Raw genomic sequence first — 19,983 nt, forward strand, 5'->3', positions numbered from 1 at the left:
CGGTTGCGGCTGGTCGAGCCGCTTAGCAAAGTGATATCACTTTTTTGGGCCCGATGGGAGCCGGGTGGGAAGGGGGCGGGCCGGACGGTGGGAAGGTGGTGCGGGTCCGGCAACCTCCGGGGTTCCGGGTGCGTCGGTTCCGGTGGGACGGGTGCTCATTGTCACGTCCGAATTGCCCTGTATGTCCATTGGTTGGCCGGTTTTTGTCACAGCCTGCGGTGTTAGCTTTCTGAGCTGACGTCGGGGGGTTATCGAGCGGAGCGGGAGCGATGGGCCGAGCAGAAGCGCGAAGGGCGCAGCAGCAGCGCGGTGCACGACGAGCGCCGCGCGGGCGCGGCAAGAGCAGGGGCGGGAAGCCCACCGGCATACGCCGCTTCTTCACCTGGAGGAAGGTGCTCGGCACCCTCTTCGGGGCGATGCTCCTCGGCATGGCGGCCCTGGTCGGCCTGTACTTCTACGTGGAACTGCCGGACCCGAAGGCCGACGCGCTGACGCAGAACAACGTCTACAAGCTCTCCGACGGCTCGGTCATGGCCCGTGTCGGCGCGATGAACCGTCAGATCGTGTCGATCGACAAGGTTCCGAAGAACGTCCAGACGGCCTTCATCGCGATCGAGAACAAGTCCTTCTACAGCGACCGGGGCATCGACCTCAAGGGCATCGGCCGCGGCCTGTTCAACACCGTCACCGGCAAGGGCAAGGCGGGCGGTTCGACGATCACCCAGCAGTACGTCAAGAACTTCTACCTGACGCAGGACCAGACGGCGACCCGCAAGCTGAAGGAGCTGATCATCTCCCTCAAGGTCGACCAGGAGTTGGAGAAGCCCGAGATCCTCGCGGGTTACCTGAACACCAACTTCTACGGGCGCAACGCCTACGGCATCCAGGCCGCGGCCCAGGCCTACTACGGGGTCGACGCCGACAAGCTGACCCTGGAACAGGGCGCGTACCTCGCCGCCCTCCTCCAGGCCCCCAGCCAGTACGACTGGGCGACCGCCGGCCCGAACGGCAAGAAGCTGGTCATGATCCGCTTCAACGGCGTCCTCGACAACATGGTCGAGATGGGCGAGCTGGACCCGGCCAAGCGCCGGGAGATGAAGTTCCAGGAGCCGATCAAGCCCAAGGCGGCCGCCGGCTCGGAGGGCCAGAAGGGCTATCTGATCCAGGCCGCCGACGAGGAGCTCAAGCGGCAGACCGGCATGACGGACGCTCAGCTCAAGGCGGGCGGCTGGGAGATCACCCTCTCCATCGACCCGAAGAAGCAGGCGGCGCTGGAGAAGGCCGTCCAGGACGAGCTGGAATCGAAGCTCGACCGCAAGGGCCGTCCCGTCGACGCCGCCGTGCAGGCGGGTGCCACCTCCGTGGACCCGAAGACCGGCATGATCGTCGCGATGTACGGCGGCACCGGACAGAGCGAGCAGTGGGCCAGCAACGCCCTGCGCAAGGACTTCCAGCCGGGCTCGACCTTCAAGCCGGTCGTGCTCGCCTCCGCCCTCGAGCGCAAGGCGAGCACGCAGGAGGGGAAGCCGATCACGCCCAACGCCCTCTACGACGGCACCAGCAAGCGCCCCGTGGTCGGCAGCGACACCCCGTTCAACCCGCAGAACCAGGACGACCGCGACTACGGCGACCCGATGATGACGGTGCAGTCCGCCACCAACTCCTCGGTGAACTCCGTGTACGCCCAGATGATCGTGGACGTCGGGCCGAAGTACGCGAAGAAGACCGCCCTGGAACTCGGCATGAAGGACCGCGACGGCTGGCCCGAGGACAGGCCCGCCATGTCGCTCGGCACCATGAGCGCCGACACCCTGGAGATGGCCGGCGTCTACGCCACCTTCGACAACCACGGCAAGAAGGTCACGCCGAGCATCATCAAGTCCGCCGAGCACGCGACCCGCGAGTACAAGCCCGTCCGCGCCGTCGGCACCCAGGCCATCAGCCGCAAGACCGCCGACACCGTCACCAAGGTGCTCACCGGCGTCGTCGAGGACGGCTCCGGCAAGGCCGTGAAGAGCTCGGCCTACGAGGCCGCGGGCAAGACCGGCACCACCGAGAAGAACGTGGCCGCCTGGTTCACCGGCTTCACCCCGGAACTGGTCACCGTCGTCGCGATGTTCGGAGACGAGCCCGGTACCCACATCCAGACCAGCCTGACCGGTACCGCCGGCGGCGGACGCGCGGGCGGCTCCAGCTTCCCGGCCGCGATCTGGAAGGAGTACACGCTCGCCGCGCTCAAGGGCGCCGACACGGGCTCCTTCGACCTGGAAGAGGCCGACATGGGCAAGGTCCAGTCGTCGAGCCCCACCAGCTCCCCGTCGAGCACGCCGAGCAAGTCCGCGAGCGGCACCCCGTCGCCCAGCAGCACCCCGTCGCCGAGCCGGACGCCGAGCGGGACCCCGTCGCCGAGCCGGACGCCGAGCGGGACCCCGTCGCCGAGCCGGACGCCGAGCGGCACGCCGTCGCCGAGCGGGACCAAGTCCAACTCGCCGAAGCCCCCGCCGTCGGACCGGGAACCGGAGCGGTAGCCACCGCAGGACCCCGCCCCGTACACACCACTGCCCCGCGGCTTCGTGCCGGCGGGGCAGTGGTGCGTACGGACCGGGTGGCGGCCCGGTCAGCGGCGCTCGGGCGCGCCCGGCGCACCCGGCGCACCCGGTACGGGCGGCAGGGCCAGCTCGAACCAGACGACCTTGCCGCTGCTCAACCGGGTGGCACCCCAGCGGCGGGCCATCCGGTTGACCAGGAACAGGCCGCGGCCGCCCTCGTCGTCGTCGCGCGCCCGGCGCTGGCGCGGCAGCTGCGGGGAGTCGTCGCCGACCTCGCAGCGCAGTACGTCCGTCCGCAGGAGGCGCAGGGTCACCGGCCGCTCGGCGTACCGCACGGCATTCGTCACGACCTCGCTGACCAGGAGCTCCAGGGAGTCCTCCAGCTCCTCCAGACCCCAGCGCGCCAGCGCGCGGCGGGCGAACCGGCGGGCCCGGCCCGGAGCGGTCTCCTCCGGGTCCAGGAACCAGTACGCCACGTCGCTGGGCGCGATCCCGTCGAACCGGGCCGCGAGCAGCGCGATGTCGTCGTCCCGGTCACCGGGGCCGAGCATGTCCAGGATGTCGTCGCACAGGGCCTCCAGCGGCGGCGGGTGGTCCAGGCCCGTCAGCTGCGCCGTGGTGGCCAGGCGCTCGCGGAGCTGCTCGATGCCGGTCCAGACGTCGCGCAGCCGGGACTCGACGAGGCCGTCGGTGTAGAGCACGAGGGTGGCCCCGGCCGGGGCGTCCAGCTCCACGGCCTCGAAGTCCACGCCGCCGACGCCGATGGGGGCGCCGGGGGGCACGCGCAGCACCTCGGCGCGGCCGCCCAGGTGCAGCAGGACCGGCGGCGGGTGGCCGGCGTTGGCGATGGTGATCCGGTGCGAGACCGGGTCGTAGACGGCGTAGAGGCAGGTGGCCATCCGGTCGGAGCCCAGGCGCTGCGCCTGCTCGTCCAGGTGGTGCAGGACCTCGGCGGGCGGCAGGTCGAGCTGCGCCAGCGTCTGGGCCGTCGTGCGGAGTTGTCCCATGATCGCGGCGGAGGTCATGGAGTGGCCCATGACGTCGCCGACGACGAGTGCGACCCGGCTGCCGGGCAGGGGTATGGCGTCGTACCAGTCGCCGCCGACCCGGGCCGTCTCGGCGGCGGGCAGGTAGCGGCTGGCGAGGCGGACCCCGGTGGGCTGGGGGAGGCTGTCGGGCAGCATCGTGCGCTGGAGCTCGTCGGCGATGTACGCCTCGCGGCCGTAGAGCACGGCCTTGTCGATGCCCAGCGCGGTGTGGGTGGCCAGCTGCGCGGCGACCAGCAGGTCGTTCGTCTCGAAGGCGGGCCGCTCGGGGGTGCGCAGGAACACCGCCGCGCCGATGACGCGGCGGCGGCCCCGCAGCGGGGCGAGGATGGCCCGCTGCCCGCGCGGGACCGGGTGCTCCGCGCCCAGCAGCTCGGGCAGGGCGGCCCGGGCGGCGGCGGAGGACCCGAAGACGGGCCGTACGCCGCGCAGCACCTCGGCGAGGGCCCCGCCGGGGCGGATCTCGCACAGCTCGGCCGCGGGCAGGTCACCCTGCGGGCCGACCAGGGCGAGCTGGCTGAAGTCGAGCTCGCCGTCGGGGGTCATCGCGCCGACGGTGCCGGCTCCCGCTCCGGATCCGGCTCCCGCGCCGGCTCCCGCTCCGGTGAACTCGTCGATCGGCCGGAGCCGGTCGGTTCGGCGGAGCCTTAAAACGACCGGTCCGACGGGCCGCTCGTCGCCGACGGGGAGGGGATCGCGCAGGTAGACGAGGATGGCGTCGGAGAATGTGGGCACAGTGGCCCGGCACAGGCCGAGCACGATCTCGTCGAGGTCGATCCCGCGCGCGATCCGCCGGGTGGCGGCTCCGACGAACCGCAGCCGGTCGCCTTCCCGCCGCGCGATGGTCGCGTCGACCCCGATGCCGCTGACGGGTCCGTGCGCGGTCCCGGACGTGCCGGAGCCCGGTCCGGACGCGGATCCGGGCCGACCCGTCTCGCGGGCGGTCTCGCGGGCGGCTTCGCCGTCGCGGGTGCGCGCACTGCCGGCCTCGGCGGCCGCGGCCTCGTCACGGCCGGCCCGGACCCGGGCGGCGCCCTGGCCGGGCCCGGCGGGGGAATCGCCGGGCTCCCCGGCACCGTCGGAGGCGGACGGCGCCTCCGCCGTGGCGCGGGGGCGGGGCAGGTCCGCCGCCTGGGGCTGCGCATGCGTGCGCACGGCCTCGGCCGCCGGGAGCGGGGCCTTGCCGTGGCCCAGTTCCTCCGTGCCGTGGCCGGACTCGTCCGTCCGACCGCCGGAGGCAACCGGCTGGGGGCCCTCCTGAGAGGTGGGGTACTCCGTCACGCGTGGCATTCCGTCCGTTTGCGCTCGATGTGCGCTGCACTCAACTCGGTCAGTCGCGGTATACCCGCTCAGCGGCGGGGACACCATCACCCCGCGTTTCCGCGTCCCGCTCGTTACCTCTCGCTATCGCGTCGGCCTAGGTCAAATGCTGTTCTGCCGGCGACATTTGACCCCCGGCACCCCGGTGCGGGACGATCCTACGATTGCCCCCCGGGGGCGCATCAAGGGTCTCATGAGGTCATATGCGCCGGGGTGCGGTCCCAGTCCTCCGGCAGGGCCGGTACGCCCCAGGCCGGGTCCGGTCGCCAATCCTGCCAGCCTTCGGAGAACGGCGGACCCCAGGCCCGGATCACGTCCACCGCCGCGCGGCCGGCGTCCCGTACGCGCCGGGCCTGTTCCGGGTCCATCAGACCGGATCGCTGGGCCTGCGCGAATTCGTCCTCGTCCAGCCACTTCCAGCTTCGGTCAGGGTAGACGGCGATGTCGAGGAAGTGGTCCACGGAGTCCACCCCGCCGGCCCACCGGGACCTGGGCTCCTCCAGATTCACGTACCAGTTCTTGAGCCGCCAGCCGGGCCCCCAGAACAGCCACACCGACCACGGCTCCCCGGGCCGTGCCAGCTTCAGCACCCCCGCCCCGAACCAGCGTGACCGTACGGTGGTCCGCGGCGCGGTGTACCGGGTGGCGAGCGGCTCCTCGTGGACCGGGGTCCCGTCGGCGAGCACCGGCTTGACGCACTCGGTCCCGGGGGCCATCCACACCGCGAGCAGATCGTCGGTGTCGGTCACCACCGTCACGGGCCGGCAGATGTGGACGGCGCCCTTCGCGCCGGGCGCGTGATCGCGGTAGCGCCAGAGGATCTGCTCCCCGGGCGCCCAGCGGACGCCCTCGGCGGTGCCCCGCTCCACGGTCCGCTCCGCACTCCGTGCCGCGCCCCGTGCCGCGCCCCGTGCCGAGCTCCGCGCACTGCCGCCCCCGCGGCCTCCGGTACCTGTCATGGGCAGATCTTAGGGCTGGGGTCCGGAGGATCGCTGCGCTGCAGGTCACCGAGGTGCCCGGGGGCGGGAAACGACCGGATCCGGACCCCGGGACGGGGCGGCCGCGCCGGGGTCAGGGGCGGGTCATCCGCAGCACGTCCAGTGCTTCGTCGAGCTGCTCCAGGGTGAGGTCGCCGCGGTCCACGTAGCCCGACTCCAGGACGACCTCGCGGATCGTCTTGCGCTCCGCGAGGGACTTCTTGGCGACCTTGGCGGCCTCCTCGTAGCCGATGTACCGGTTCAGCGGGGTCACCACGGAGGGCGAGGACTCGGCGTACTCCCTGGCCCGGGCCGTGTTGGCGGTGATTCCGTCCACGGTGCGGTCGGCCAGCAGGCGGCTCACGGAGCCCAGCAGCCGGATGGATTCCAGGAGGTTGCGGGCCATCACGGGGAGCATCACGTTGAGCTCGAAGTTGCCCGCGGCGCCCGCCACGGCGACCGCCGCGTCGTTCCCCATCACCTGGGCGGCGACCATCAGCGCGGCCTCGGGGACGACCGGATTGACCTTCCCGGGCATGATCGAGGACCCCGGCTGGAGATCCGGGAGATTGATTTCGGCCAATCCGGTGCGCGGGCCCGAGGCCATCCAGCGCAGGTCGTTGCAGATCTTGGTGAGGGAGACGGCGACCGTACGGAGCATTCCGGACGTCTCGACGAGGGCGTCCCGTGCCCCCTGGGCCTCGAAGTGGTCCCGGGCCTCGGTCAGCGGCAGCCCCGTCGCCGCGGCCACCTCGGCGATCACGGCCGCGGAGAACCCGGGCGGGGTGTTGATCCCGGTGCCCACGGCCGTTCCGCCCAGGGGCAGTTCGGCCAGCCGCGGCAGCGCCGCGCGCAGTCGCTCGACTCCATAGCGGAGCTGGACCGCGTATCCACCGAACTCCTGGCCCAGGGTGACCGGGGTGGCGTCCATCAGGTGCGTCCGGCCGGCCTTGACCACCTGGGAGAACTCGGCGGACTTGCGCTCCATCGCGCCGGCCAGGTGCTCCAGGGCGGGGATGAGCTCGCCGGTGACGGCGGCGGTGGCCGCGATGTGGATGGAGGACGGGAAGACGTCGTTGGAGCTCTGCGAGGCGTTGACGTGGTCGTTGGGGTGGACGGCGCGGCCGAGCCGCTCGGCGGCCAGGGTGGCGATCACCTCGTTGGCGTTCATATTGGACGAGGTGCCGGAACCCGTCTGAAACACGTCCACCGGGAAGTGCTCGTCCCAGCGGCCGTCGGCGACCTCTTCGGCCGCCGAGACGATCGCGGCGGCGATGTCCTCGTCGACCACGCCGAGCCGGGCGTTGACGGTGGCGGCCGCGGCCTTGATCCGGGCCAGGGCCTCGATGTGGGCGCGCTCCAGGCGCAGTCCGGAGATGGGGAAGTTCTCCACGGCGCGCTGGGTCTGAGCTCGCCATTTGGCGTGCGCGGGGACCCGTACGTCGCCCATGGAGTCGTGCTCGGTGCGGTACTCCGCGGAGCCCTCGGTCGGTTGCTGATCATCGGTCATCTGTGGTGCCTCCTCAAAAAGTTGAGCAATTGTCTTGTTCGGACTGTTCCCAACTCGCCTACCGGCCAGTAAATACCGGGGGTAACACTGAGATCGGGGAGGCGCTCATGGCACGTGTCCGTACACAATCCAGGTTCAGATCTACCTTCGCCGCCGTCGCGGCGGTCGCGGCCGCCCTCGGGGGCATCACCGCCATCACTCCCATGGCCCAGGCGGCAACAGCCGCCGGGTCCTCCGCCGGGGCCGCCGTCACGCCCCTCACGCCCGAACTGGAGGCCATCCGGGCCGCCGAGGCCGTCAAGATCTACGGCGACTCCGCGATCCGCCCGCTCGCGGACCGCAAGACCGGTCTGATCTCGCTCGGCGACAGCGAGATCTCCGGCGAGGGCGTCGGCAACTACGACCCCGCCACCAACACCTCGTCCAACCAGTGCCACCGGTCGCCCGACGCGGCGATCCACCGCACCGGCATCGCGGCCGACTACACCTTCAACGCGGCCTGCTCCGGCGGCTACACGGGCAACATCAAGATCGGCGGCAGCAAGCAGTACGCCGACGAGCTGGTGCAGAGCGACAGCCTGGCCATCAAGGCCCGCAACACCAAGATCAAGATGGTGCTGCTGGTCGCCGGAGCCAACGACGACCTGCAGTTCGGCCCGGTCATGACCGACTGCGTCACCCGCTGGGTGCTCAGTCAGGGCACCTGCGAGCCGAAGTACGGTCCGGGCTGGCAGGCACGCGTCGACGGGCTGAAGCCCAAGGTGCAGTCGACGATCGGCGACCTCAAGACCGTCATGCGCGACGCCGGTTACGCCGACACCGACTACAAACTGGTCGTGATGGGCTACCCCAGCCCGATCGGCCCCGACTTCAACGACAACCCCGACTTCCCCGGCAAGCTTCCCGGAGGCTGCGCCGGATACGACTCCGACGCCACCTGGGGCCGCAACTACGCGGTGCCCACCTTCGAGAAGGGCATGCGCGCGGCCGCCCTCGCCGCGGGCGCGACCTACCTCGACAACTCGCGGCTCTTCCAGGGCCACGAGGTCTGCATGGAGGACACCTGGGCCCGCGGCCTCTACCTCGACCTCGGGGACCACTTCCCGTGGGACGAGAACACCGCCCGGCAGTCCTTCCACCCCAACTACCGCGGCCACGGCGCCTTCGCGTCCTGTCTGACCCAGCTCTACTCCTCCGGCCTGCGCGAGGCCTCCTGCGCCGACCCGGCGAGCACCGGGACCCCCGTCCTGCAGGCCGGGGCCTGGGACGACCTCTACAAGCCGCTGAAGAACGAGGCGACGGGCAACTGCCTCGACTCCAACGGCGGCGCCAGCGCCAACAACACCAAGGTCCTCGGCTGGGACTGCCACGGCGGCCGCAACCAGGGCTGGTGGTACGACTCCGCGAAGAAGTCCCTGCACGTCGAGCTCACCCACGACCGCTGCCTGGACGCGCCCGGCGCCAACTACGGCGGCGGCACCGCACTGATCATCTGGAACTGCCACGGCGGCGCCAACCAGCAGTTCGTCCGCGACGGAGCCACCTTCCGGCCCGCCGCCGCCCCGGGCATGTGCCTGACGGTGGCCGCGGCCCACGAGCCGCTGCGCCTCCAGACCTGCAACGGCTCGGCCAACCAGCGCTTCGTGTAACCCCTCCGGCAACCCCCTCCGGACCCGCACCCCCGTAGGTTCCGGCGCCCGGACGACCGCCACATCCGGACGACCGCCACATCCAGACGACCGCCACACCCCAACGACCCCCCACACCCGGCCGGCGCACCCCGGCCGGGTGCTCACATGTCGAGCAGCAGCTTGCGTACGTCCCGGGGCCGGTTGGTGATGAGGGTGTCCACGCCCAGGTGCACGCACAGCTCCACGTCCTCGGGCTCGTCCACGGTCCACACGCGGACCTCGAGCCCCTTCGCCTTCAGCCGGCCCACCAGCCCCGGATCCCGCCGTACGAGCTCGATGCCCGGGCCCGCGTGGGTGGCGTACGGGGGCCGGACCGGCCGGACCCTGCGCTCGATCAGGTACACGGCCGGCAGCCCCGGCGCGAGGCGGTGCATCCGGGTCAGCGCGGTCCGGGAGAAGCTCATCACCTCGACGCGCCCGGCGGAGCCGTCGGCGAGCCCGTACTCCCCGAGCAGCCGCACCAGCTCGGCCTCCAGCCGGCCGCCCGCTCGGGTGGGGTGCTTGGTCTCCACGGCCAGCCCGACGGGGTACGGCGCGGCCAGCGCCTCCTTGACCAGGTCCTCGAAGAGCAGCACCCGGGCCCCGGCGTGGCCGGACCCCTTCCACGCCCCGAAGTCGAGGGCGCGCAGCTCCTCGTACGTCATCTCGGAGACGACCCCGCGCCCGTCGGAGGTCCGCTCGACCCGCCGGTCGTGCACACAGACCAACCGGTGGTCGGCGGTCAGCCGTACGTCGCACTCGAGCGCGTCGGCCCCGTCGGCGATGGCCTGCCGGTAGGCGGCCATGGTGTGCTCGGGGTGCTCGTGGGAGGCCCCGCGGTGGGCGACCACGCGGGTGGCGCGCGCGGCGGAGGGGAACGGCTGCGTCATGGAGTAGACGGTAACCGGATGCGATGACCGGGCCGGTGCAGCGTGCTCCACCGGCGGCCGAACAGTTCGTGACGGTTCCCTGCTCGGCCTCCCCACCCTGCGCGCCCTGCCGGTACGGGGCCCGGCCCCCCGCCCGGTCAGTCCCCGTGGCCGAGGCCCGGGCGGGTCGGGCCGGTCTCCGGAGGCGGGGGACCCTGGCCGGACGCCGGTGGGGTCGGAGGCCCGCCCTTTCCGGGCCGGGCAACGCCGAGCTGCCAGAGGTGCCCCCCGGGCGCCCCCCGGCCGGGCGGGGCCGCCTCGGGCGCGGGAGGCGCCTTGGGGGCGGGGGGTGCGGTGGCGGCCGGGGTCGCGGGGGTAGCCGGGGGCGCCGGGGTGGCCGGGGTGGCCGGGGTGGCCGGGGTCGCGGAGTCGACCGTGGCGGCCGGCGGCGCGGTGGCCGCCGGGTCGATGGCGGCAGCCGAGGGCGTGGGGGCTTCCCGGTCCACGGCGGCGGCCGGGTTCTCCCGGGCCACGGACGGGTCCTCCCGGGCCACGGTCGCGGCCGGGGTATTCCGGGCAGGCTTGGAAGGGCGCTTCCAGCGGTCCGGCACGGTCTCCAGCCGCTGTACCGCCCCGTGGTCCCCGTCGTGCACCTGCGCGACGGCCCGTGCCCGGAGCGCGCTCTGCCGGGCGATGGGGGCGAACCCCGGCGCGGCGTTGCCCGTCTCGGAAGGCAGCGCGCGCGTTCCCATCGCGTTCAGCTCCTGCTGGAGTCCGTTCTCCGGGGGGAAGACCTCGCGCGGCAGCTGCCAGGACGCCGCGCCGTCCACGTCGACCCGGTGCTCCGTACCGTCCACGTCGAAGGTGAGGCCGTAGCCGATGTACTGGTCGTCCCGGTCGAACATCAGGTCCCCCCTGACCTGGCCGCCCCGGTCCTGTACCTGGTCCGCCAGACCCTGCACGGCTGCGGGCAGCGGGTTCGTACGGCCGAGGCTCGCGACGTAGCCGTCCGCGTCGACCGTCACCGTCTCCGCGTTCTCGTCCTGGCTGGTCTTGTACGTCATACGGAAGCGGGTGCGCCCGTCTTCGCCCCGGACGGTCTCGATCTCGCCGATGCTCGCGTAGCCGAACTCCAGCCGCCCGTCGCCGTTCTCCTTGCCCCACTTGGCGTCCATCTGGTCGAACTGCACCTGGTGGGCCAGGGCGGGCGGCGGATTGCCGCGGCCGATGATGGTGACCCGCGCGTTCCGGTTCTCGCGCAGGATGATCTCGGCGTTCGCGACCCCGGTTCCGCCCGATCCGGCGATGATCCAGTGATCGGCGTCGCGCGCGTCGAACCGGTTGTCGGCGACCTCGTCGCCCATCAGCGCCCGCCCGGGGGCGTCCTCGCGCGCGGCCTCCCACTTCTGGGTCGCGTTCAGGACCGTGAAGCAGCCCTCGATGCGGGTGGCGGGGCTGCCGTCCCGACCGGTCCGCAGCAGTTCGTTCAGCGGGGACGCACCCAGCTGTTCCAGCACGGTCCGGGTGTCGGCGCCGCCCCGCTCGGCCTGCTGCAGCGAGGCGCGCAGTTCACCCGCCCCGGCGACACCCTCGCCTTCGAGCTCCCGCAGCCGGTCCCCGACCAGCCGCAGGGCTTCGCCCCGGCTCTCCACCCCTGGCCGGTCGCGCTGGTCGCGCACGTTTCCGGGTACGAGTTCCGGCGGCAGACCGGTCGCCACGACGGGCGTGCCGGCGCAGGCCACCTGCAGGGGGTTCCCCGTCGCGGCACCGTCCTCGCCCAGGGTGTTGATCTCGGCGACGAGCTCGCCGTTCTCGCCGAGCTCCAGTCGCGCGTGCCCGTTCACCACGTCGCCCTGGGTGGCCAGCTGGTCCTCCCACACCCGGACCGCCTTGATGGGCACCCGCTTGCGGGGGTCGTCCACCGCCGCGTACGGGTCCACTCCCATCCACTGGGCCAGATCCCGGTCCTGATCCGCCGACTGCACGATCCCGACGCCGGGATCCCGCTGCCACCGCCCGACGGCATCGACCAGCAACGCCTCCGGGTCGCGGCCGCTGAGGCTCGCCCCGCCGCCGATCGTCACCTTGCGCAGCGGGGTCTCCCCGCGCGCGATCTGCTCCTGGAGCTTCTGGTCGGTCTGCTCGCTGACATGCGTCCGCCACGCCGACCACTCGCCGGCGGCGACCCCGGTCTGGTCGCGCGGCAGCGGGAGCCCGTTCTGGTCGTAGCCGGGCATGGCCATGGTGACCTCGCGCCGCCCGATGAACGCCGCGACCTGCCGCTCGGCGCGGGTGGCGGCCTCGCGGGAGGCCTGGAGCGCGGTGGCGTCGGCGGGGTTGAGCTGCTCGATGGGACGGGCGAGGTCTTTCAGGAGCTTTCCGGAAGCATTGGACATGGATCCGAATGAGGTTGCGATCCGGACGCGCGCTGCCCGAGCCTGAGAGCGGAACACCTCGTCATCGAGTACGGCCGTCGGCCGAAGCCCGTACGGGTCGAGCAGCGAGGAGAACTCCGCACGGGCCGCCGCTTGCTCTTGCGGCGAAAGGCCGGGGTCCGCGCTTCGTGCGGCCAGCCAGTCGAGCTCGCCTATGCGTCCCATGTCCGCGGCGGACAACTCCCGCTCGGCCGGAAGCTCGGGACCGTCACGCAGGAGGTCTTCCCGCACGGGAGTCAGGCCTTCGGCCGCCCGCTGACGCACCGTGGTGAGTTCGCCCAGCTCGTGGGCGAGTACCCGTCCCAGCAGCTCGCGCGGAAGGCGATCGGAGACGAGGATCACGTAGTTCTGAGACTTGGTGTTCGTCGCTGTGGCGACGATTCCCTCGGCCTCCAGCGGAACGGCGTCCACCCAGATGGTCGCCTCGCCGCCGTTGCCGTCCAGGAACTTGAAGTGCTGGCGCCCCTCCCGGTCCCGAAGTGACTGGAAGCCTCCGAGCCGCTCGCGCAGGACAGCGGCGGCCACCCCTTCCATCTCCTGTGCTGCAGCCGAAACGAGCTCGTGCTGCTGCCCGTCCCGGTACGGCGGTAGGGTTCCTGTGCCCATCCGAGGGTAGGCCGACGGCTCCATGTGATGCCCCTCCCCAGGAAGCGTCATATGCACATCGCACAACAGACTTTAAGATCATGCCATGTTGAGAGCTCGCTCTTCGTCGGAAGCGCACCTGTACATGGATCTGCACCCCTGTGAGTGTGGGAGTGCGGATTTCGAGCGCCGGCATCACCTTGAGCAACACGGTGATGACCTTGTGGCCGTGTATGAGGGTGTGTGCCGTGGCTGTGGTCGGGACCGGCGCTTCGAGTTCGTGATGGCAGTGGAGATTCCGCCGCCTCCGCCTGCCTACGGTGGTGCCGAGCCGTCCGAGATCATCGATCCCGGCGAGTTCTCCGAGGTCGCGGACCGTTACCGCCGTTGGGCTGGCCCGGGGCTGCTGAACTCGCCTGAGTCTGAGCACCACAAGTACCGGGGTGCGATGGCGAGTGCGCTGGCTGCCGTCGAAGAGGTGTTCAAGTTCATCCCGGTGGGTCAGGACTCGGTTCCAGCGTCCGCTTTCACCTCTGCGCGTGGGAGGGCCCGCTACGAGCGGGATCCGGGGAAGTTCAGCCGTGAGCTCCTTGACTACGAGCTCAGCATCACGCGCGAGGTCCTCGCAGACATCGACGACAGCATCGCGCGTTCGTCCGGCGGTGCCGGTCCTGCGGCCGGATGACGTTGAGAGCCCGCTCTTCGTCGGAAGCGCATCTGTACATGGATCTGCACCCTTGTGAGTGTGGGGGTGCGGATTTCGGGCGTCGGCATCAGCTGGAGCGGCTGGGTGATGACCTTGTGGCCGTGTATGAGGGTGTGTGCCGTGGCTGTGGTCGGGACCGGCGTTTTGAGTTTGTGATGGCGGTGGAAGTTCCGCCGCCTCCGCCGGCTTACGGTGGTGCCGAGCCGTCCGAGATCATCGATCCGGGTGAGTTCTCCGATGTGGCGGACCGCTACTCCCGCTGGGCCGGCCTAGGGCTGCTGAACTCGCCCGGGTCTGAGCACCACAAGTACCAGGGTGCGATGGCGAGTGCGCTGGCTGCCGTTGAAGAGGTGTTCAAGTTCATCCCAGAGGGCCAGGACGCGGTTCCCGCATCCGCCTTCACCTCGGCGCGCGGGAGGGCCCGCTATGAGAAGGGCCCAGGTAAGTTCAGCCGCGAGATCCTTGAGATTGAGCTCGATCTGACGCGCGAGGTCCTCGCAGACATCGACAACAGCATCGCGCGCTCCTCCGGCGGAGCGGACCCCGCCGCCCAGTAGAACGCAAGAGGGGCCCCGCGCCATACGGCGCGGGGCCCCTCTGCGTTCTTCAGGTCACAGGCCCGGGCCGCGGACCGGGATGTGGGTGAACGTCGGTTCCGGGGCCGGGTTCTGGAAGAAGTCGTTGCCCTTGTCGTCGACCACGATGAAGGCGGGGAAGTCCTCGACCTCGATCTTCCAGACGGCTTCCATGCCGAGCTCCTCGTACTCCAGGACCTCGACCTTCTTGATGCAGTCCTGGGCGAGGCGCGCCGCCGGGCCGCCGATGGAGCCGAGGTAGAAGCCGCCGTGCTTGTCGCAGGCGTCCGTGACCTGCTGGGAGCGGTTGCCCTTGGCCAGCATGACCTTGGAGCCGCCCGCCGCCTGGAACTGCTCGACGTAGGAGTCCATGCGGCCGGCCGTGGTCGGGCCGAAGGAGCCGGAGGCGTAGCCCTCGGGGGTCTTCGCGGGGCCCGCGTAGTAGACCGGGTGGTCCTTCAGGTACTGCGGCATCTCCGCGCCCGAGTCCAGCAGTTCCTTGATCTTGGCGTGCGCGATGTCGCGCGCCACGACCAGCGGGCCCGTGAGGGAGAGGCGGGTCTTGACCGGGTGCCGGGTGAGGGTCGCGAGGATCGTTTCCATCGGCTGGTTCAGGTCGATGGAGACCACGTCCGCGGATTCGGATTCGGCGAGGTGCTCGTCCGTCGTTTCCGGGAGGAAGCGCGCCGGGTCCCGCTCCAGCTGCTCGAGGAAGACGCCCTCGGCGGTGATCTTCGCGGTGGCCTGGCGGTCCGCGGAGCAGGAGACGGCGATCGCGATCGGGAGGGACGCGCCGTGGCGGGGGAGGCGGACGACGCGGACGTCGTGGCAGAAGTACTTGCCGCCGAACTGCGCGCCGATGCCGATCTTCTGGGTCAGCTCGAAGACCTGCTGCTCCAGGGCCTCGTCGCGGAAGCCGTGGCCCAGCGGGGAGCCCTCGGTGGGCAGCTCGTCCAGGTAGTGGGCCGAGGCGTACTTCGCGGTCTTGAGGGCGTGCTCCGCCGAGGTGCCGCCGACCACGATCGCCAGGTGGTACGGCGGGCAGGCCGCGGTGCCGAGCGAGCGGATCTTCTCTTCCAGGAACTTCATCATGGAGGCCTCGTTGAGGACCGCCTTGGTCTCCTGGTAGAGGAAGGACTTGTTGGCGGAGCCGCCGCCCTTGGCCATGAAGAGGAACTTGTACGCGCCGCCGTCGGTCGCGTACAGCTCGATCTGCGCGGGCAGGTTCGAGCCGGTGTTCTTCTCCTCCCACATGGTGACCGGGGCCATCTGCGAGTAGCGCAGGTTGAGGCGGGTGTACGCGTCGTAGATGCCGTGGGACAGGGCCGCCTCGTCGGCGCCCTCCGTCAGGACGTTCTGGCCGCGCTTGCCCATCACGATCGCCGTGCCCGTGTCCTGGCACATCGGCAGGACGCCGGCCGCCGCGATGTTCGCGTTCTTCAGGAGGTCGAGGGCGACGAACTTGTCGTTCGCGCTGGCCTCGGGGTCGTCGATGATCCGGCGCAGCTGCGCGAGGTGCGCCGGGCGCAGGAAGTGCTGGATGTCGTGGATGGCCTCTTCGGCGAGCTTGCGCAGCGCCTCGGGCTCGACCTTGAGGAACGTACGGCCGTCGGCCTCGAAGGTGGAGACGCCTTCCGAGGTCACCAGCCGGTACGGGGTGGAGTCCTCGCCCAGGGGCAGCAGGTCGGTGTACGCAAACTCTGGCATGACGGCAGTCATTCCCTCACTCGGCAGACGGCGCTGACGACCGTTTGGCAGCGCGGTAACCAGCGTAGGACCTCTTCCGGCGGCTTTTGTTGTGAGGTAAGGCTCACTGGCCTGTATCGCGATCTATCGTGTCTCGCTATGCTGGGGCGCGTGGACCTGGAAAAGCAGCCCTCATCCGTGCCGGCCCCCGCGCCGCCCCCCGCGCCCGCCCCCGGGCTGCGCGCCTCCGATGCGGACCGGGACCGGATCGCGCACATCCTCGCCGACGCCGTCGCCGAGGGCCGGCTGACCGCCGAGGAGCACTCGGACCGGCTCGACTCGCTGTACGCGCTGAAGACGGTCGCCGAGCTGGACGTGCTCGTACGGGACCTGCCCGCGCCCGGGCCCGGCGCCGGCCAGGCGGCGGCGTCCTATGCCGCGGGAGCACCCGCGGGCGCCCCGGTCGAGACGATCGTGGCCGTGTGCAGCAGCTCCTCCCGCAAGGGGCGCTGGCGGCCGGGCGCGCACACCCGCGCGGTCTCCGTCATGGGTGACATCAGCATCGACCTGACCCAGGCGGTCTTCGAGCAACAGGTCACCGAGATCAACGTGACCAGCATCCTCGGCAACGTCGAGATCCTGGTCCCGGAGAATGTCACCTTGCGCGGCTACGGCAGCGGGGTCCTCGGCAATTTCGAGGTCCGGGGCGAAGGGCGCGGGGAGACCGACCCGCAGGCCCCGGTCGTGATCGTCCGCGGCTTCGCGCTGCTGGGCAACATCGAGGCCCGCCCCCGGCTCGGCGCCCGCCTGGTGGACCTGGCGAACAGGCTCCGCAAGGGCCGGGAGGGCGCCCCGTAAGGGCCGGTAGGGCACCCGGTAGGGCCGACACGCAGACAACTGCCGCTGAAATCGGCCCCCTTGGTCGATAGGTGCTCGTAGGGTCGGCCCATGACCGTATCCAAGTGGGACTTGCTCGACCGGGCGTACGCGGCGCTGCGCTCCGTCGCCGTCGCCATACCGGCCGATGCCCTGAGCGCGCCGACACCGTGCGACCAGTGGAATGTCGGCCAAGTGCTCCAGCACGCGGCGGGCGACCAGCTCGCCTACGCGGGCCGCCTCACCGGCGGGCCGGGACCGGCCGAGGACCCCTTCGCGCCCACCGGAACCCTGGCCGGCAGCCCCGCGGAGCTGCTGGAGCCCGCCCTCGAAGCCGCCGCCGAGGCCTTCGCCGGGGTCGCGCCGGGCACCGCGGAGGTGGCCGTCCCGCTGCCCCCGTTCACCCTCGACGCCGAGACCGCGGTCGCCGCGGCCGCCCTCGACGCGGCCGTCCACGCCTGGGACCTCGCGGTCGCCACCGGCCAGGCCTCCCCGCTGACCCCCGCGCTCGCGGCGGCCCTGAGCCCGGCCGCCCGGGTGCTCGCCGAGCCGCTGCGCGGGTTCGCGTACGCCCCGGCGCTCACCCCCGCGCCCGATCCGGACACCGATCCGGCCGGTGCGCTGCTCGCCTTCCTGGGCCGCAGCCCCGACTGGACGCCGTCCGCCGCGTGACGTCCGGGTGACGGGGGCGGGGCCGGGCGGGGGCGCGAGGGGCGGGGCCGGGCGGGAGCACCTTTCGGTCGAACCGGCCGGATCGGCGGCACACGGTGCATAGGGGCGCCCACAGCGGGTAGGGACAGGTGCGTCGCCTCTCTCGCTCGCGTATACGTCGTCAGGAGTAGACCGTGCCGCATCCGCCGCGCCAGTCCCTGCAGGTAGCCGCCGTCCAGAGTCTCCAGGGGCGCCCGGCGGCGGTCGTGCCGAAGCCGCGGGTCCCGGCCAGGGAAGAGGACGGCCCATGGCACGCGGACGCGGTGTGCCGGCGCGACGAGGCCGGGCTCTTCTTCGCCCCCTCCAAGGAGCCGACCGCCGCCCGGCTCTCCCGTGAGGACGCCGCCAAGCGGGTCTGTGCCCGCTGCCCCGTCATGGTCGCCTGCCGGGAGCACGCGCTGATCCAGCCCGAGCCCTACGGGGTCTGGGGCGGGCTGACGGCCGCCGAGCGCCGGGTGGTGCTCGCCCGCCGGCGGCGCCGGGCGGTGGAGCTGCGCGAAGCCTCGTAGGCGGCGCGGGGCTCCGCGGTGCGCGGGCCGGCAGCGGACGAACGGCAAGGACGAACGGCAAGGACGAACGGCAAAGGGGCGCCCCCGCCGCACGCGGGAGCGCCCCTTCCGTGATGCCGTGCCGCCCGTGGCCTACTTGGCGCGGTCGAAGTCGATCGCGCTGTACGCGCGGAGCTTCGAGAGGCGGTGGGTCGAGTCGATCTGCCGGATCGTGCCCGACTTCGAGCGCATGACCAGCGAGGAGGTCGTCGCGGTCTCCGAGCGGTAGTGGACGCCGCGCAGCAGCTCGCCGTCCGTGATGCCGGTGGCGACGAAGAACACGTTCTCGCCGGAGACCAGGTCGTTCGTGAACAGGACGCGGTCCAGGTCGTGGCCCGCGTCGATCGCCTTCTGGCGCTCGGCCTCGTCCTTGGGCCACAGCTTGCCCTGGATGGTGCCGCCCATGCACTTGATCGCGCAGGCCGAGATGATGCCCTCGGGCGTGCCGCCGATGCCGAGCAGCAGGTCGATGCCGCTGTCCTCCGTGACGGCCAGCACCGAGCCGGCGACGTCGCCGTCGGAGATGAACTTGATGCGCGCGCCGGTCTCGCGGATCTCCTTGACGATGCCCTCGTGGCGGGGGCGGTCGAGGATGATCACGGTGACGTCTTCCACGGCCATGTTCTTGGCCTTGGCGACGCGGCGGATGTTGACGGAGACCGGGGCGTTGATGTCGACGAAGTCGGCGGCCTCGGGACCGGTGACCAGCTTCTCCATGTAGAAGACCGCGGACGGGTCGAACATGGTGCCGCGGTCGGCGGCGGCCAGAACGGCGATGGCGTTCGGCATGCCCTTGGCGTTCAGGGTGGTGCCGTCGATGGGGTCCACGGCGATGTCGACCTCGGCACCGGTGCCGTCGCCGACCCGCTCGCCGTTGAAGAGCATCGGGGCTTCGTCCTTCTCGCCCTCGCCGATGACGACGACGCCGTTCATCGAAACGGTGGAGATCAGGGTGCGCATCGCGTTGACGGCAGCGCCGTCGGCGCCGAGCTTGTCACCGCGTCCGACCCAGCGGCCCGCGGCCATGGCGGCGGCCTCGGTGACCCGTACGAGTTCCAGGGCGAGGTTGCGGTCGGGTGCCTCCGGAGAGACTTCGAGCTGGGGCGGCAGGTTGTGCTCGGTCATCGGAGCGCACCTTTCTGTACGGCGACGGCCGGGAGTGAGGGTCCCTGGACTCTATCGGTACGTCGACATATTGAGCAGACCGGGTCACGTATGAGCGCCATATCGGTCAGCTGATTGTCCTGAGCGGACATCTTGCGCCGCCCGTGGCGCGCCATGGAGACCCCGGCGGTGATCGCCCGGAGCCATGCGGGACGATGGTGTCGTGGCAGGTATGAAGGGCAAGCAGACGGTCGTGGACATGGTCCGGTCGCTGGCGGTGATCGGGCTCGTGGTCGGGGGGATCTATTTGGTCATCCCACATGACGAGAAGGCCGATCCGACGAGGGTGGTCGACTACCGCGTCGAAAGCATCACGGCCCGGCGCGCGGCTCCGTACCCCGTGGCGGTGCCCGTCGGGCTGCCGCCCCAGTGGCGGGCGACCTCCGTCGGGTACGCGCGCAAGGACGCCAGTGCCTGGCACCTGGGCTTCCTGGACCCGGCGCGGCAGTACGTGGCGGTGGAGCAGTCCGCGGACGCCACGGACAAGTACATCGGGAAGGTCACCCTGAAGGCGCAGGCCACCGGGGAGACCCAGCAGGTCGGGGACCAGGTCTGGGAGCGCTGGGACGGCGAGAAGTACGACGCCCTCGTGCGCAAGGAGCAGGGCTACGTCACGGTGGTGACCGGGACGGCCTCCTTCGAGCAGCTCGGGGCGATGGCCGCGGCGCTGGAGTTCAAGCAGGGCTCGTAGGGCCGGGCGGCACGCAGCAGGACGCGGCAGTACGCGGCACGACGAGAAAAGGCCGCACTCCCCGG

At 71.5% G+C, this 19,983-nt stretch carries 15 protein-coding genes; 8 read left to right on the forward strand and 7 right to left on the reverse strand.

Going from position 1 to position 19,983, the window contains the following annotated elements:
- Positions 1-269: 269 nt before the first annotated feature.
- A complete protein-coding gene (locus OG247_RS27470) occupies positions 270-2,528 on the forward strand; it encodes a transglycosylase domain-containing protein (RefSeq protein WP_327254729.1) in 2,259 nt (752 codons plus the stop codon).
- An 89-nt stretch (positions 2,529-2,617) separates the two neighbouring features.
- Here OG247_RS27470 and OG247_RS27475 read toward each other — a convergent pair whose 3' ends face one another.
- The 3 genes from OG247_RS27475 to OG247_RS27485 form a co-directional block, all read right to left on the reverse strand.
- Entirely contained in the window at positions 2,618-4,876 is a 2,259-nt protein-coding gene (locus OG247_RS27475; RefSeq protein ID WP_327254730.1) for an ATP-binding SpoIIE family protein phosphatase, read from the reverse strand.
- A 230-nt stretch (positions 4,877-5,106) separates the two neighbouring features.
- Complete coding sequence (gene fomD, locus OG247_RS27480; protein ID WP_327254731.1) at positions 5,107-5,874, reverse strand: cytidylyl-2-hydroxypropylphosphonate hydrolase; 768 nt, start codon at positions 5,872-5,874, stop codon at positions 5,107-5,109.
- Between the two features lie 112 nt (positions 5,875-5,986).
- On the reverse strand, positions 5,987-7,402 hold the full coding sequence (locus tag OG247_RS27485; RefSeq protein ID WP_327254732.1) for a class II fumarate hydratase: 1,416 nt from the start codon (positions 7,400-7,402) through the stop codon (positions 5,987-5,989).
- Positions 7,403-7,509: 107 nt separating this feature from the next.
- On the opposite strand from OG247_RS27485, the gene OG247_RS27490 reads away from it, so the two are divergent.
- Positions 7,510-9,051, forward strand: coding sequence for a ricin-type beta-trefoil lectin domain protein (locus OG247_RS27490; RefSeq protein WP_327254733.1), 1,542 nt, complete (start codon positions 7,510-7,512; stop codon positions 9,049-9,051).
- Between the two features lie 143 nt (positions 9,052-9,194).
- Here OG247_RS27490 and OG247_RS27495 read toward each other — a convergent pair whose 3' ends face one another.
- Positions 9,195-9,962 (reverse strand): glycerophosphodiester phosphodiesterase, encoded by a 768-nt coding sequence (locus tag OG247_RS27495; RefSeq protein WP_327254734.1) that lies wholly within the window; start codon positions 9,960-9,962, stop codon positions 9,195-9,197.
- Between the two features lie 137 nt (positions 9,963-10,099).
- The gene (locus OG247_RS27500; protein WP_327254735.1) at positions 10,100-12,982 is read right to left on the reverse strand and encodes a hypothetical protein; all 2,883 of its coding nucleotides are present in this window, start codon (positions 12,980-12,982) and stop codon (positions 10,100-10,102) included.
- Positions 12,983-13,106: 124 nt separating this feature from the next.
- Here OG247_RS27500 and OG247_RS27505 point away from each other — a divergent pair, with 124 nt between their 5' ends.
- The gene (locus tag OG247_RS27505; protein ID WP_327254736.1) at positions 13,107-13,646 is read left to right on the forward strand and encodes a hypothetical protein; all 540 of its coding nucleotides are present in this window, start codon (positions 13,107-13,109) and stop codon (positions 13,644-13,646) included.
- Between the two features lie 38 nt (positions 13,647-13,684).
- The gene (locus tag OG247_RS27510) at positions 13,685-14,224 is read left to right on the forward strand and encodes a hypothetical protein (protein WP_327254737.1); all 540 of its coding nucleotides are present in this window, start codon (positions 13,685-13,687) and stop codon (positions 14,222-14,224) included.
- A 54-nt stretch (positions 14,225-14,278) separates the two neighbouring features.
- On the opposite strand, the gene OG247_RS27515 is transcribed toward OG247_RS27510, so the two are convergent.
- Complete coding sequence (locus OG247_RS27515) at positions 14,279-15,949, reverse strand: fumarate hydratase (protein WP_327254738.1); 1,671 nt, start codon at positions 15,947-15,949, stop codon at positions 14,279-14,281.
- Between the two features lie 150 nt (positions 15,950-16,099).
- On the opposite strand from OG247_RS27515, the gene OG247_RS27520 reads away from it, so the two are divergent.
- The 3 genes from OG247_RS27520 to OG247_RS27530 all read left to right on the forward strand — a co-directional run bounded on the left by OG247_RS27520 (position 16,100) and on the right by OG247_RS27530 (position 18,024).
- Positions 16,100-16,786 (forward strand): DUF1707 SHOCT-like domain-containing protein, encoded by a 687-nt coding sequence (locus tag OG247_RS27520; RefSeq protein ID WP_327254739.1) that lies wholly within the window; start codon positions 16,100-16,102, stop codon positions 16,784-16,786.
- Between the two features lie 90 nt (positions 16,787-16,876).
- Complete coding sequence (locus OG247_RS27525) at positions 16,877-17,476, forward strand: TIGR03086 family metal-binding protein (RefSeq protein ID WP_327254740.1); 600 nt, start codon at positions 16,877-16,879, stop codon at positions 17,474-17,476.
- A gap of 173 nt (positions 17,477-17,649) precedes the next feature.
- Positions 17,650-18,024, forward strand: coding sequence for a WhiB family transcriptional regulator (locus OG247_RS27530; RefSeq protein WP_374323290.1), 375 nt, complete (start codon positions 17,650-17,652; stop codon positions 18,022-18,024).
- Positions 18,025-18,156: 132 nt separating this feature from the next.
- Here the strand turns inward: OG247_RS27530 and glpX are convergent, their stop codons facing one another.
- Complete coding sequence (gene glpX / locus OG247_RS27535) at positions 18,157-19,188, reverse strand: class II fructose-bisphosphatase (RefSeq protein WP_327254741.1); 1,032 nt, start codon at positions 19,186-19,188, stop codon at positions 18,157-18,159.
- A 211-nt stretch (positions 19,189-19,399) separates the two neighbouring features.
- On the opposite strand from glpX, the gene OG247_RS27540 reads away from it, so the two are divergent.
- The gene (locus OG247_RS27540) at positions 19,400-19,918 is read left to right on the forward strand and encodes a DUF4245 domain-containing protein (RefSeq protein WP_327257647.1); all 519 of its coding nucleotides are present in this window, start codon (positions 19,400-19,402) and stop codon (positions 19,916-19,918) included.
- Positions 19,919-19,983: the final 65 nt, after the last annotated feature.

It is taken from the genome of Streptomyces sp. NBC_01244, assembly GCF_035987325.1.
GTDB lineage: Bacteria > Actinomycetota > Actinomycetes > Streptomycetales > Streptomycetaceae > Streptomyces.